This window comes from Kribbella catacumbae DSM 19601 (assembly GCF_000372465.1).
Classification (GTDB): Bacteria; Actinomycetota; Actinomycetes; order Propionibacteriales; family Kribbellaceae; genus Kribbella; species Kribbella catacumbae.
This window is the reverse complement of the sequence record NZ_AQUZ01000017.1, coordinates 1-14,162: the sequence shown is the minus strand read 5'-3', so window position 1 is coordinate 14,162 and position 14,162 is coordinate 1. Positions and strand designations below refer to the sequence as shown.

11 protein-coding genes are annotated in these 14,162 nt (G+C 69.2%); 3 read left to right on the top strand and 8 right to left on the bottom strand.

The genetic code is table 11. From position 1 onward, the window contains the following. Window position 1 precedes the first annotated feature (1 nt). Window positions 2-415 carry a universal stress protein gene (locus tag A3ES_RS0118820; RefSeq protein ID WP_020388390.1) on the top strand — a complete coding sequence of 138 codons (414 nt, stop codon included), beginning with the start codon at window positions 2-4 and terminating at the stop codon, window positions 413-415. Between the two features lie 126 nt (window positions 416-541). Here A3ES_RS0118820 and proB read toward each other — a convergent pair whose 3' ends face one another. From proB to A3ES_RS0118780, 8 genes are all read right to left on the bottom strand, one after another. After that, window positions 542-1,654, bottom strand: a complete 1,113-nt coding sequence (gene proB, locus A3ES_RS0118815) for a glutamate 5-kinase (RefSeq protein ID WP_026162996.1) — start codon at window positions 1,652-1,654, stop codon at window positions 542-544. A gap of 72 nt (window positions 1,655-1,726) precedes the next feature. Next, entirely contained in the window at window positions 1,727-3,370 is a 1,644-nt protein-coding gene (gene obgE / locus A3ES_RS0118810) for a GTPase ObgE (RefSeq protein ID WP_020388388.1), read from the bottom strand. Between the two features lie 128 nt (window positions 3,371-3,498). Continuing rightward, on the bottom strand, window positions 3,499-3,759 hold the full coding sequence (gene rpmA, locus A3ES_RS0118805) for a 50S ribosomal protein L27 (RefSeq protein ID WP_020388387.1): 261 nt from the start codon (window positions 3,757-3,759) through the stop codon (window positions 3,499-3,501). Window positions 3,760-3,771: 12 nt separating this feature from the next. Beyond that, window positions 3,772-4,089, bottom strand: a complete 318-nt coding sequence (rplU, locus tag A3ES_RS0118800) for a 50S ribosomal protein L21 (RefSeq protein WP_012919954.1) — start codon at window positions 4,087-4,089, stop codon at window positions 3,772-3,774. Between the two features lie 129 nt (window positions 4,090-4,218). Continuing rightward, window positions 4,219-7,398, bottom strand: a complete 3,180-nt coding sequence (locus A3ES_RS0118795; RefSeq protein ID WP_020388386.1) for an Rne/Rng family ribonuclease — start codon at window positions 7,396-7,398, stop codon at window positions 4,219-4,221. Between the two features lie 145 nt (window positions 7,399-7,543). Then, window positions 7,544-8,371: a TIGR03936 family radical SAM-associated protein gene (locus A3ES_RS0118790; RefSeq protein WP_020388385.1), complete on the bottom strand. Its 828-nt coding sequence runs from the start codon at window positions 8,369-8,371 to the stop codon at window positions 7,544-7,546. A 60-nt stretch (window positions 8,372-8,431) separates the two neighbouring features. Next, the gene (locus A3ES_RS0118785; RefSeq protein ID WP_020388384.1) at window positions 8,432-8,932 is read right to left on the bottom strand and encodes an anthrone oxygenase family protein; all 501 of its coding nucleotides are present in this window, start codon (window positions 8,930-8,932) and stop codon (window positions 8,432-8,434) included. Between the two features lie 36 nt (window positions 8,933-8,968). Beyond that, complete coding sequence (locus tag A3ES_RS0118780; RefSeq protein WP_026162995.1) at window positions 8,969-11,281, bottom strand: M64 family metallopeptidase; 2,313 nt, start codon at window positions 11,279-11,281, stop codon at window positions 8,969-8,971. Between the two features lie 195 nt (window positions 11,282-11,476). On the opposite strand from A3ES_RS0118780, the gene A3ES_RS0118775 reads away from it, so the two are divergent. Next, the gene (locus A3ES_RS0118775; RefSeq protein WP_020388382.1) at window positions 11,477-12,280 is read left to right on the top strand and encodes a lysophospholipid acyltransferase family protein; all 804 of its coding nucleotides are present in this window, start codon (window positions 11,477-11,479) and stop codon (window positions 12,278-12,280) included. Window positions 12,281-12,319: 39 nt separating this feature from the next. After that, window positions 12,320-13,198, top strand: coding sequence for a prephenate dehydratase (locus A3ES_RS0118770; protein WP_020388381.1), 879 nt, complete (start codon window positions 12,320-12,322; stop codon window positions 13,196-13,198). Window positions 13,199-14,162: the final 964 nt, after the last annotated feature.

The window sequence follows — 14,162 nt, the reverse complement described above, 5'->3', positions numbered from 1 at the left end:
GATGGCGATCATCGTCGGCTATGTGCCAACCCCTGAAGGCATCGCGGCCCTGGACAGCGCGATCGAGGAAGCCCGCCTGCGCGGCCAGCGACTGGTCGTGGTGAACTCGTCGCGCGGGGAAGCCTTGGTGGACAAGCGTTTCGCGTCCGGCGCCGAGTGGCAGTCGATCGAGCAACGCCTCACCGACTCCGGTGTCGACCACGAGCTGACCCAACTGGTGGCGAGCAAAGACGCGGCCGACCAGATCCTCCGCCTGGCCGAAGAGCTGAACGCCGAACTCATCGTCATCGGCCTCCGCCGCCGCACCCCGGTCGGCAAACTCATCCTCGGCAGCCAGGCCCAAACCATCCTCCTGGAAGCCGAATGCCCCGTGCTGGCGATCAAATCCCACCCCACCAGCCCCGAGCCGGCCTAGCCCCGCCCAAAACGTTGTTGCAAGCCCACCAGTGGTGGGCTCGGTCACCCTCCGGTGACTGTGAACAAGGTCTACCCTGTTCACGGTCACCGCTTCAGGTCCGAGCCCACCACTGGTGGGCTCGCGTCACAGGAGGACGAGGTCGTCGCGGTGGACTACTTCTCGCTCGTACGTCGGGCCGAGTTCGCGGGCCAGGTCTCGGGTGGAGCGGCCTAGCAGGTCGGGGAGTTCGGTGGCGTCGTAGTTGACCAGGCCCCGGGCGATCACCACGCCTGCGGGTGAGACGAGGTCGACCGGGTCGCCGGCGGAGAACTTGCCTTCGATGGCGGTGATGCCGGCCGGGAGTAGTGAGGAGCGGCGCTCGGTGACTGCTCGGACGGCGCCTTCGTCGAGTATGAGGCGGCCTTGGCCAGAAGTGGCGTGGGCGAGCCAGAGCAGGCGGGTTTTGCGGCGGCGGCCGGTCGGGTGGAACAGCGTGCCGACCGGGTCGCCGCGCAGCGCTTCGCCGACGTGGGCGGCCGAGGTGAGTACCACCGGAATGCCTGCCTCGGTGGCGATCGCGGCCGCTTCGACCTTGGTCTGCATGCCGCCCGTACCAACGCCGGAGCTCCCCGTCCGGCCGATCTGCAGCGCCTTGAGATCAGCCGGTCCGCGGACGTCGGTGAGCATCGTCGTACCGGGTTTGCGCGGGTCGCCGTCGTACAGGCCGTCCACGTCGGAGAGCAGGACCAGCAGGTCGGTATGCACGAGGTGGCTGGTCAGCGCGGCCAGCCGGTCGTTATCGCCGAAGCGGATCTCGGTCGTCGCGACGGTGTCGTTCTCGTTGACGATCGGCACGACGCCCAGCTCGAGGAGGCGAGCGAAAGTCCTGTAGGCGTTGCGATAATGGCTTCGCCGGGTGACGTCGTCGACGGTCAGCAGCACCTGGCCGACGCGGAGTCCGTGCGCGGCGAAGGCGTCGCTGTACCGAGCCATCAGCAGCCCTTGGCCGACCGAGGCGGCTGCTTGCTGGGTGGCGAGGTCGCGTGGGCGTGAGCGCAGTCCCATCGGCGCGAGCCCGGCCGCGATCGCGCCAGAGGAGACGAGCACGACCTCGGTGCCCTCCACCCGCCGTGCGGCGATCGCGTCGACGAGCAGGCGCAGCCGTTCGAGGTCGATCCGCCCGCGCTGGGTCAGCGACGACGAACCGACCTTCACGACGATCCGCCCGGCCTTGACGACCTCAACCCGTTGCTTCATGTCCCGCATCAGTTTTCCTGACTCAGTGGGAGTGGGAGCATCAGCGGGGCCGGCGTCGTCGACGGCCTCCGGTCATGCGTCCTGGTTGTTGCTCTCGGCATCGATGTCGATGACCTGGCCGGCCCGGTACAGGCGCTCGGCCTCCAGCTCCTCCGCGGCGGCCAGCTCGCGCGCTTGTTTGCGCGCCAGCCTCTCGGCGGCCTTCTGAGCCGCCTTGGCCTCCGCCGGGGTCAGGTCGACCTCGTCCTCGACCCAGCCCTTGCCGTACTCCGACAGGTCCGCCGGGCGCTCGATCTCGCCCAGCCGGAGTGCGTGGTACCGCTCGTCCTTGTCCTTGCGGCGCTGGGCCGCCGGACGGTCCTCGTCCAGTCGCTGGTCCTCGCCACGCCGCGACAGCAGTTCCGCCCCGGCCTGTACTTCGGGCGCGAAGTCGAAGACCACAGCGTTCTGGCCGTCGCCGATCTGCACGCCGTCGCCGGCCTGCGCGCCCAGCTCGAGCAGCTGGCGCTCGACGCCGAGACGGTTCAGCCGGTCGGCCAGGTAACCGGTCGCCTCGGCGTTGGTGAAGTCGGTCTGCCGGATCCAGCGCTCGGGCTTCTCGCCCTGCACCAGCCAGATGCCGTCCGGGGTCTTCTTGACCTTGAACTCCGGCCCTCCGGTCGCGCGCGGCCGGAGGATGATCCGGGTGTTGTCCGGCTTCTCCTCCTCGGCGCGGCGCTTGGCGACGATCTCGGCCATCGCGAACTTCAACCCGTCCAGGCCTTCGTGGCTCGCGGTCGAGATCGAGAACACCTTGTGGCCGCGCTGCTCGAGCTCGGCCGTCACCATCTCGGCGATCTCCTTGGCGTCCGGGACGTCGACCTTGTTCAGGGCGATCAGCCGGGGCCGGTCCTCCAGCCCGCCGTGGGCCTTCAGCTCCGCCTCGATCGTGTCGAGGTCGCTCAGCGGGTCACGACCGGGCTCGTACGTCGCGCAGTCGATCACGTGCACCAGCGCGGCGCAGCGCTCGACGTGACGCAGGAAGTCGTGGCCGAGACCGCGCCCCTCGCTCGCGCCCTCGATCAGGCCCGGCACATCGGCGACGGTGAAGACGTGCTCACCGGCGACGACGACGCCCAGGTTGGGGATCAAGGTGGTGAAGGGGTAGTCGGCGATCTTCGGGCGGGCCCGGCTGATCGAGGCGATCAGCGAGGACTTGCCCGCGCTCGGGAAGCCGACCAGGCCGATGTCCGCGACGACCTTGAGCTCGAGCACGATCGTGCGCTCTTCGCCCTCTTCGCCGAGCAGCGCGAAGCCGGGGGCCTTGCGGCTGGAGCTGGCCAGGGCCGCGTTGCCGAGGCCGCCCTTGCCGCCGGCGGCCGCGACGTACTCGGAACCGTGGCCGACCAGGTCGGCGAGCACTTCGCCTTCCGGAGTACTGATGACTGTGCCGTCCGGGACGGGCAGGACGATGTCCGCGCCCCTGCTGCCGGCCTGGAGATCGCCCTTGCCCTGCTGGCCGCTCGTCGCGGAGCGGTGGGAGGAGCGGTGGTAGTCGACCAGCGTGGTCTGGTCGGTGTCGACGCGCAGGATGATGCTGCCGCCGTCACCGCCGTTGCCGCCGTCAGGTCCGCCGAGTGGCTTGAACTTCTCGCTGTGCACCGAGGCGCAGCCGTTTCCGCCGTTGCCACCGGTGACGTGCACCGTGACCCGGTCGACAAAGCTGGGGATCGCCATCGGTGTATCTCTACTTCCTGCTGGGGAACTAACTAACTGACTGACTCTGTACATAGCCGAAGGGCGGGCCGCGCTATTCCGCGGACCCGCCCTTCGCAAAGGCTTGTGACTCGAACCGGGTGGCGGTGTTACTCCGCCGGGGCCGGGACGATGTTGACGACGCGACGGCCGCGACGGACGCCGAACTCGACCTTGCCCTCGGCGAGCGCGAAGAGCGTGTCGTCGCCACCACGGCCGACCAGGGTGCCCGGGTGGAAGTGCGTGCCCCGCTGGCGGACGATGATCTCGCCGGCGTTGACCAGCTGCCCACCGAAGCGCTTCACGCCGAGCCGCTGCGCGTTGGAGTCGCGACCGTTACGGGTCGACGCTGCTCCTTTTTTGTGTGCCATCTCTGTATCAGCTCACTTCTTCTTCGCGTCGATCGCGGTGACCTTGACCTGGGTGTAGTGCTGGCGGTGCCCCTGGCGCTTGCGGTAACCGGTCTTGTTCTTGTACTTGAGGATGTGGATCTTCGGGCCCTTGGTACGGCCGAGGACCTCAGCCGAGACGGCCACCTTGGACAAAGCGGCGGCATCGGTCGTCACGGTGTCGCCATCGACGACGAGGACTGCGGACAGCGAAACCGTGTCGCCGACCTGGTCCGTCAGGCTGTCGATCTCGATGACATCGCCGACGGCGACCTTCTGCTGGGTGCCGCCACTGCGCACGATCGCGTACACCGTGGATCTCACTCTCTGTTTGTCTGGAAGTCTTACGGGGCCTGCACAGACCTACGTTTGCGGCCCACACAAAGGAGGCACGCGAGACGCGCGCCGAATGACAAGAATACGGCGCGCGTCAGGCGCGGGTCAAACCGGGGTTGAAGCCAGCTCCGGAGCGGTCGCTCCGGTGTCTTCCCCGCTGTTGCCTGCGTCAGTGTCCTTACTGCTCGCCGCACCCCGGCTACGGCTGCTGCGGCGGCGTCGAGTGCTGCCGTTGCGGCCTGTTCCGTTCTGTGCGGAAGTCTCCTGCTCAGGCGTCGCCTCAGCGGTCTCAGCGGCCTCTGGAGTCGCCTGTACGGGCTCGTCCGTGCCCTTGTCACCGTTGGTGACCTGGGAGGCGGCAGCGATCTGCGCCAGGCGCTGAGCGGCGTCGTTGTTCTGCTGCTCCTGCTCCGGCTGCTCGTCGTCGCCCCGGCCGCGGTTCTTGCCGCGGTTGCGGCTGCGGGAGGTCTTCTTCGCCGCGCCGCTGTCGCCGTCGCTCTTCTGCTCGTTCTGCGACTGCTGCTGGCTCTGCTGGCCGCGGCCACGGCCGTCGTCCTGCCGGCGGCGGGACTCCTTCGGCTCGTCGTGCAGGGTCAGCCCGCGGCCACCGCAGTGGTCGCAGTTCTCGCTGAACGCCTCGAGCAGGCCGGTCCCGATCCGCTTCCGGGTCATCTGGACCAGTCCGAGCGAGGTCACCTCGGCGACCTGGTGCTTGGTCCGGTCGCGGCCCAGGCACTCCACCAGCCGGCGCAGTACCAGGTCGCGGTTGAGCTCCAGCACCATGTCGATGAAGTCGATCACGATGATGCCGCCGATGTCGCGCAGCCGCAGCTGGCGGACGATCTCCTCGGCCGCTTCCAGGTTGTTCTTGGTGACCGTCTCCTCGAGGTTGCCCCCGGAGCCGGTGAACTTGCCGGTGTTGACGTCGACGACCGTCATCGCCTCGGTCCGGTCGATGATCAGCGAACCACCCGACGGCAGCCAGACCTTGCGGTCCAGCGCCTTCTTGATCTGCTCGTCGATCCGGAAGTTCGAGAAGACATCCCCGTCACCAGCCCACTTCTCCACCCGGGCGGCCAGGTGCGGAGCGACGTACGAGACGTACTCCTTGACCTGGTCGAAGGCGTCGTCACCGGAGATGACGAGCTTGGAGAAGTCCTCGGTGAACAGGTCGCGGACGACCCGGATCAGCAGGTCGGGCTCACCGTGCAGCAGGGCGGGCGCCTGGCCGTTCTTCGACTTCTTGTCGATCTCCGTCCAGTACGACTGCAGGCGGCTGACGTCGGCGGTCAGCTCGTCCTCGGTCGCGCCCTCGGCCGCGGTACGCACGATCACGCCCGCCTCGTCCGGGACGATGTCCTTGAGGATGCCCTTGAGGCGGTTCCGCTCGGTGTCGGGCAGCTTGCGGCTGATGCCGCCGTTGCCGCCGCGCGGGACGTACACGACGTACCGGCCGGGGAGGCTGATCTGGTTGGTCAGCCGGGCGCCCTTGTGGCCGATCGGGTCCTTGGTCACCTGGACCAGGACCGCCTGACCGGACTTGAGCACGGACTCGATCTTGCGCGGCCCGTTGGCGCCGCCGAGGGTCGCCCAGTCCACCTCACCGGCGTACAGGACCGCGTTGCGGCCCTTGCCGATGTCGATGAACGCGGCCTCCATGCTGGGCAGCACGTTCTGGACGCGGCCGAGGTACACGTTGCCGATCAGCGAGCTCTGCTCCGCCTGGGCGACGTAGTGCTCGACCAGCACGTTGTCCTCGGAGACGGCGATCTGAGTCAGGTCCTCGCGGGCTCGGATCACCATCGTCCGCTCGACCGACTCGCGCCGGGCCAGGAACTCGGCCTCGGTGACGATCGGCGCGCGGCGGCGGCCGGCGGCGCGGCCCTCGCGGCGGCGCTGCTTCTTGGCCTCGAGGCGGGTCGAGCCCTCGACCGCGGTGATCTCGTTCGTGGGGGTCTTGCTGCGCGGCTCGCGGACCCGGACGACGGTCTCGTCCGGGTCGTCCGCAGCGGTACCGGCGTCTTCGCCCTTGCGGCGGCGACGACGGCGACGGCGGCGGGACGACGTACCGGACTCGGTCTCGTCGTCGGACTCGGCGGACTGGTCGTCGTCGGCCTCGTCCTCGGTCTGGTCGTCCTCCGACTCGTCGCCTTCTTCGGCGCTGTCCTCGGAGTCGGCGTCACCGGCCTTGCGGCGGCGGCGGCCACCACGGCGACGGCGGCGACGGCGGGTACCCTCGCCACCTTCCTCGCCGTCGAGCTCGTCGGCTTCGGCGCTCTGGTCCTCGTCGGTCTCTTCGTCGTCCTCGACCGCGGTCTCGGCGGCGGCGGCTTCGTCAGCGTCGCGGCTGCGGCGGCTCCGGCGACGGCGGGTGGTGGTCTGCTGCTCCTCGGCGACCTCGGGGGTCTGCTCCGGCTCTACTGCCTCAGACTCGGCTGCTGCGGCTGCTGCCTCGGCTGCGCGCTCGGCAGCCGACGGACGCCGCCTGCGGCGGCTGGTGGGGGCGGCTTCCTCGGGGGTGGCTTCGACCGGGCTGGTCGCTTGAGCCTGAGCAGGCACCTCGGTGGGCGCCTGGAACAGGACAGCGGCAGCAGCCGGAGCCCGGCGCCGCGAGCGCCGCGTTCCCTCAGCCGGAGCATCGGCGGCTTCGCCGCCTCGCTCCGTGGAAGAAGAAGTGGAAGAGGTCGCGCCGGAGGTGTCCGTGGCCGAGTCGCTCGAGGCTGTCGCCGACCTGCCGCGAGCGGTCGCGGAGCGGCCGGAAGCGGTCGCGGAGCTGCCGATGGCGGCTTCGGCTGCGGCCAGTTCCTCGTCGGTCAGTTGCTCTTCGGGGAGTTCGGCCGCGGCAAGGGGGCCGTCGGTGTGGTGGGTGTCCTCGGTGAGGAGGTCAGGCTGCGGGGCGGCGGCCTTCTTGGTACTGCGCTTGCGGGTGGTCTTCTTCGCGGTCCGCGCCGGGGCAGCGGGCTGCTCGGCAGCCTCGTCGGCCTCCAGGAGCGAGTCCTGGGCGGTGTCGCGACTGGCCGCGGTCTTCTTGGCGGGGCGCTTGGCGGCCGCCTTCTTGACCGTGCGCTTGGCGGCAGCCTTCTTGACCGGCGCCGGGTCGGCGGACTCGGCGTCGGACTGGGTGCTGACAGCCTCGGCTTCAGCGGGAACGGCCGCAGCGGACTTCTTGGTGGTGCGCTTGCGGGTCGTCGCCTTCTTGGCCGGCTGTTTGGCAGCACGCTTGGCTGCGGGGGCGGTGGCAGCTGTTTCGGCTGCTTCGGTGGTGTTCGGCTCGTTGTCGAGCATGCGGTGCGGGTCTCCTCAGGCCTTGCGGCGCACCCTGCGACCCCTGTCACGGGTCCGGCGCTGCCCCAAAGCGGTCTCGGTCTCGCCGCTGCCGGGGTGCAAAGCCGGTACGGCGGAAGCCTTCTGGATCCGCTCCCGCCAGCGCCTAGGGCGCAGCTGGAGCGGCGGCGTCGCCCTCCGCTACATGCGTCTGGTGGTCGACCGCCTGGCCGGTCGCGGTCGCCTGGGTGGCGTCGCGGTCACGAGCGAGCGGATCGTCCACAGTGCCGGTGGCCGCAGTGAGCGGGCCCTGGGCGAGCCTGGTCAGAAGAGCCGGGCCCGTCACCGGAAGCGTCGCTACTTGCAGCACGCCGGCGAGAACGTCGTCGGGTCTCACGGCCGGGGTTCCGTGCCGTAACACCACTTGCAGTATCGCACACGTCGCAACCGGCGCCTGTTCACTGCCGACGGTGAGTCGGAGAACGGCGTCCCGACAGTCGAACGAGCGAAGTCCCCGTTTGGTCATGCGCTCGACCAGAATTTCCTCCCGGGCGAGGAACGCCGCGACGGCTTCCTCGGCTACCGCGGGATCCGCCCCAGGCAACGCGATCAGCCACTCGCTGGCCTCCAGCCGCTCCGCCAGCGCCCCCGGCCCGGCGACGACCACCTCGAGCACGTCCAGCCCGGGCGGCAGCGCCTCGTCGAGGTCGGCCCGGACCTGCTCGGGATCACGCTCATGTGTGAGCGAGATCTCCAGGTACTCCGCCTCCGAGGCGGCTCCGGTCGGCGCCGCACCGGCGTACGAGATCTTCGGGTGCGGGCTGAAGCCGTGCGAGAACGCCACCGGCAGCTCCGCCCGCCGGACCGCCCGCTCGAACGCGCGCTGGAAGTCGCGGTGTGAGGTGAATCGCAACCGCCCGCGCTTGGCGAAGCGGATGCGCAGCTTCTGGACCGCGGGAAGCTGCTGGGACGGCGGAGCTTGAACTGGTGCCACATCGCCATTCTGGCAGCTTGTGCGCCCGCGGCTCACATCTCGGCGGCCGTAGCCTCGCCGTCACGGTTGGGCGCTGGACTTGCCGGTCACGACCAGCGCCCAGGCGAGCAGGCCGAAGGCGGCGGTGTTGAGAACCGCGCGGACCAGGTTGAAGGCCCGCCACTTCGACTCGTCGAAGGCCGCCCGGACGGCCGTAACGTCGATCGTGTTCGGGTCACCGGCCGCCTTGATCGCGTCGTTCATCGGCACGTTCACGCTCACCGTGATGATCACGACCGCCAGATAGAGCACGAAGGCGATCGCGATCCACGGCAGCGACTTCTCCTTCAGGCTCAGCACGCCGGCCAGCGCGGTGAAGATCAGCGCGCCGAAGAAGCCGAGGCCGAGGAACACCGGATTGATGATCGCCCGGTCGACCGCCTGGAACGCGCCGACGAAGGTCTTGTCGTCGGTTTTGGCCAGGCCGGGCATGAAGGCGTTCGCATAGATGCCGAACACCCCCGCTACCAGGCCCATCAGCATCGTGGCGACCAGCAGCGACGCAATTCGCAGTCCGTTCATGGCGGAAAGCTACCCAACCCGCCTTTCAGTGACCTGTCAGAGGCCGCTGCATTGGCCGGCGCGGGGGCCGGAGACGTGGTTCGGGGCCTGCAGGTTGGTGGGCTTGGCCGTGTTGGAGGAGCAAGCGAGCCCGCCGTTGATCGTGTTGCCGGCGAGTACTACGGGCTCCGTCGTACTCGCGCCGACGACGGAGACCGGCCCGCTGATGGTGGCTCCGACCAGTACTGCGCTTCGGCTGGTGTCGGTGAGGCTGACCGGACCGTTGACCGTAGTACGGAGGAGGTGGAGATCGGCGGCTTTCCGAGCGTTCACCGGGCCGGCGATCTTGGTGTCGGTGGCAACCAACGAGGCGCCTTGGGCAACCATCACCGGACCGTTGATGGTGGCACCGATCAGGCAGGTGACCCCGGAAACCACTGTCAGTGGGGCGTTTTGGGTGCCGGTGATGGTCTTCGTGCAAGTAGGTGCCGGACGCAACAACGTGACGGCGAGTCGTTGCGGCGTCGCGATGTTGCCAGAGGCATCGATAGCGCGATACTCGATCCGATGCCGGCCGTAGCCCGACGGCACGTCGTCCCAGGGCACGACCCGCGGTACGCCGAGCTTGCCGTAGACGAGCTGGTCGATCGCGGTGCCCTCGGCGGTGAACTTGAACGGAGCATCCGCGTCGGTCGGCCAGCCGTAGTAGTTGTACCAGCCATCACCGTCCACGCGGAACTCCGGTACGACGTACCCGGCGCTGTCGTCCGTCGCCTTCAGCCCCATCGTGAAGGCGTCGTTGTAGATGTACTCCGGTCCGGTGGGTTTCGTGATCTTGAGGAGCGGCTTGGACAGGGTGGAGTCGACGGTCGGCTCGATGCCGTCGATCTCCCAGGTGAGCGTGCTCGTACCGACGGTGGCGGTGAGGGTGTGCCGGCCGGTCAGGTTGAGTGGAGCCAGCGGGAAGTCGCGGTCGTTGCCCGGGTTTGGCGCCATTATCCCGTCGACTCGCCACTCGACGGCTGGCTGCTCGGAGTCGGGCTGCGTGGTCTCCACGTAGACGACCTCATCCGCATTGACCGGGTGCTCGGTCGAGGTCGAGGTGGTGAAGGTAGGCGAGTCACCGGACGGGGAGGCGCTGAGCGCCGGGCTGACGGTCCAGGTGCGGGTGGCCGTCAGCGCCGAGGAAGCTCGGACAGCCGGGTCCCGGACGAAGGAGGTGGGGTCGACGATCTTGGCTGTCAGCGTGTGAGGGCCGGGCGACAGGTTGAGGGAGCCCAGGTCCACCGCACGGCTGTTGTTGGTGGGCAGAACCGTGTTGTCGAGAGTCCACGTGACGGTCAGCTCGTGGCTGGCCGGGTGCAGGGTCTGGAGCCAGACGAGTTGGTTGGGGGCGACCGGGCCGGCCGGAGTACTGGCTTGGAAGAGGGAGGCTCGGGAGGAGATTCGCTGAGTCATCCGTTCGCGGGAGACCTGGTCGAAGTAGTAGCCGAGGGTCTTCATCATCGAGTGCTTGCTGGGGCGCCAGACGCCGGAGCCGGCGTACATACCGGCTTCGTAGCGGGCGATCGGGCCGCCTGACTCGGACGGCTCCCCCAGCCAGCGGAACCACTTCTTCTGCTGGTCGAGCATCTGCTGCTCGGTCAGCAGCGTGTGGTGGATCGAGCTCGGCTCCGGACCCCCGTACGCCGCTCCGCGCTCGCCGCGGGCGTAGTAGTCGTACTCGTCCTGGAGCCCACCCAGCGAGTGTCCCAGCTCGTGGGGCGTGATCAGGGCCGACAGCGCGTTGCCACCGGAGGCGGTCGCGTAGGTACCACCGGCGCCGCCGTACGTGTCGCTGTTGCCGATAGCAAGAATTTGCCGGTTCGCAGCGGTCGTGCCGGGCACCAGATCGGCGTACTGCGCGGCGGCGGTCGAGCTGACCGTGAGCAGCCGCTGGACCGATGCCGGGTTGCAACCGCCCCAGAAGCCCATCTGCAGCGGGGTGTCGACCTTGGGCGAGGTCAGGCTGGGGTCGCAGTCGACGCCGCTCTCGGGTGAGGCGATCTCGACGGCGTACACGTTGACGTAGTTGCGGTACGACTTGAACGGCTCGATGCTCCAGAGGACATTCAGGTGCTTGTCCACCTGCTCGCGGAACTTCGGCAGGTCGGCGGCGGTGTACCCGTCACCCATCACCACCAGGTTGAATCGCGAGGCCGCCGGCCCGGTCACCTGCAGAGGCACCACCGTCGCGGCGGGCGCCAGTGCGGCGGCGGGCGTTGCTGCAGGCTGCTTCACCGCAGCGGCTGCCAGTGGGAGCCCAGCGAAGGCGGCAGCCGCCACAGCCAGTACGGCGGTCAGCCGCCTCGTCCTGAAACCAGTCCTCACAACCCGGCCCCTCCCAGCTCCAGCGCCCCGGTACGGCCCGCGTCAGGCCCGCCGTCAGAAGCCTACGAAGCTGGCGCCGAACTTGTCAGCCGTTCCCGCGCGGCGACTTCCCAACGGCAGGCGCGGCGACTTGCGGCGAGCGCGGGCAGCGTACGGCATCATGAGGGCTCGGGGAAACGTGAGGAAAGGACATCGATGACGGAACCGGCGCAATCGCCGCGACCCGAGCCAGACCGGGAGCGCCCGGTCGACGACGCCAGTGACGGCGACGGCAAGGGCATCTACTGGGTGCTGAAGAACGTCGTGGTCGGCCCGCCGGTCAAACGCATCTTCCGTCCGAAGGTGGAGGGCGCCGAGCACATCCCGGCGCTCGGACCGGCGATCATCGCCAGCAACCACCTGTCCTACGCGGACTGGATCTTCATGCCGCTGGTGGTCCGCCGCCGGGTCACCTTCGTGGCCAAGTCCGACTACTTCACCGGCGCCGGGATCAAGGGCCGGTTCCAGCGCGGCTTCTTCAAGGGCACCGGCCAGGTGCCGATCGACCGCTCCGGCGGCTCCGCCTCCGAGGGCGCCATCCGGGCCGGCATGAAGGTGCTGGAGCGCGGCGAGCTGTTCGGCATCTACCCCGAGGGCACCCGCTCGCACGACGGCAAGCTCTACAAGGGCAGGACCGGCGTCGCCCGGCTCGCGCTGGAGGCGAAGGTCCCGGTGATCCCCTGCGGGGTGATCGGTACCGATGTGGTCGCGCCGCCCGGCAAGGTGGTCGCCTCGCTGGCGCCCCCGACGATCAAGTTCGGCGAGCCGCTGGATTTCTCCCGGTACGAGGGGATGGAGGGCGACCGGCTGATCCTGCGGGCCGTCACCGACGAGATCATGTACAAGATCATGGAGCTGTCCGGCCAGGAGTACATCGACATGTACGCCACCAAGGCCAAGCAGCTGGAAGGCCGGGCGACCACCGGCGCCCCCAAGAAAGTCCGCAAGTCGGACACCTGAATCAAGGGGTGAGACAGGGTGGCACTAGGCTGGGAAACCGTGGACGGACCGATCGCTTATCAGGGTGAGCCAGGCGCCAACTCGGCGATGGCGTGCACCGAGATGTTCCCGGACCGCGAACAGCTGCCCTGTACGACGTTCGAGGACGCGCTCGAGGCGGTCAGTACCGGCCTGGCCGGGCTGGCGATGATCCCGGTGGACAACTCGATCGCCGGCCGGGTGGCGGACATCCACCACCTGCTGCCGGACTCCGGGCTGCACATCATCGGCGAGTTCTTCCTGCCGATCCACTTCCAGCTGATGGCGGTACCGGGTTCCTCGATCGAGTCGATCCAGACCGTCCGCAGCCACGTGCACGCGCTCGGCCAGTGCCGCAAGATCATCCGCGAGCACGGCTGGTCGACCGTCGTCGCCGACGACACCGCCGGCTCGGCCCGCGAGGTGTCCGAGCTGAGCGACCCGACCGTCGCCGCCCTGTCCCCGGTGGCCGCGGCCGGGCTCTACGGGCTCGAGATCCTGGCGTCGGATGTCGAGGACGAGCACCACAACACGACCCGCTTCCTCGTACTGTCCCGCGAGCCGCACGTACCGGAAGTGGGCTCGGGACCGACCATCACGAGCTTCGTCTACCGGGTCCGCAACGTCCCCGCCGCGCTCTACAAGGCGATGGGCGGCTTCGCCACCAACGGCGTCAACATGACCAAGCTGGAGAGCTACCAACTCGGCGGCTCGTTCTTCGCCACCCAGTTCTACGCCGACATCGAGGGCCACCCCGAGGACCCGCACGTAGCCCTGGCGCTGGAGGAACTCGCCTTCTTCTCCGTCGAGGTCCGCCTCCTGGGCGTCTACCCCGCCCACCCCTTCCGAGCCCAAATAGCCGAACCAGCCGCCAACCGCGCCCTCCGCCCCCACCACTAACCACCCGGCCCTGGCGAACACCCACCACCCCCGCTTGGGCGCCGGCCGACTTAGAGCACCCGGCGGACACCAACCACGCGGACGCGTGACTGGCGGGTGCCCAAGGCGGCAGCCACGCGGAGTACGGGCCGACTTTGAGCACCCAATGGGCACGAACCGCGCGGACGGGCGACTGGCCGGTGCTCAAGGCGGTAACCGTGTGGGTGCCGGGACGACCTTGGGCACGCGGTGGGCATGGATCGTGGAGAACCGTGACCGGCGGGTGCCCAAGGTGGCAGCCGCGCGGGGTACGGGACGACTGGACACCCGGCGGACGCCAATCGCGCGGACGGGCGACTGGCCGGCGCCCAAGGCGGCAGCCACGCGGAGTACGGGCCGACTTTGAGCACCCAATGGGCACGAACCGCGCGGACGGGCGACTGGCCGGTGCTCAAGGCGGTGACCGTGCTGGGTGCCGGGACGACCTTGGGCACGCGGTGGGCATGGATCGTGGAGAACCGTGACCGGCGGGTGCCCAAGGTGGCAGCCGCGCGGGGTACGGGACGATTGGACACCCGGCGGACGCCAATCGCGCGGACGGGCGACTGGCCGGCGCCCAAGGCGGCAGCCACGCGGAGTACGGGCCGACTTTGAGCACCCAGCGGGCACGAACCGCGCGGACGCGTGACTCTGCCGGTGCTCAAGGCGGCGACCGTGCTGGGTGCCGGGACGACCTTGGGCACACGGTGGGCATGGATCGTGGAGAATCGCGACCGGCGGGTGCCCAAGGTGGCAGCCGCGCGGGGTACGGGACGACTGGACACCCGGCGGACACCCATCGCGCGGACGCGTGACTGGCGGCAGCCCAAGGCGGCAGCCACGCGGAGTACGGGACGACTTTGAGCACCCAGCGGACACCAACCAGGCGAACAGACGACCGGCGGGCGCCCAAGGTGGCAACCCTGCAGGCGGGGACGACTTTGAG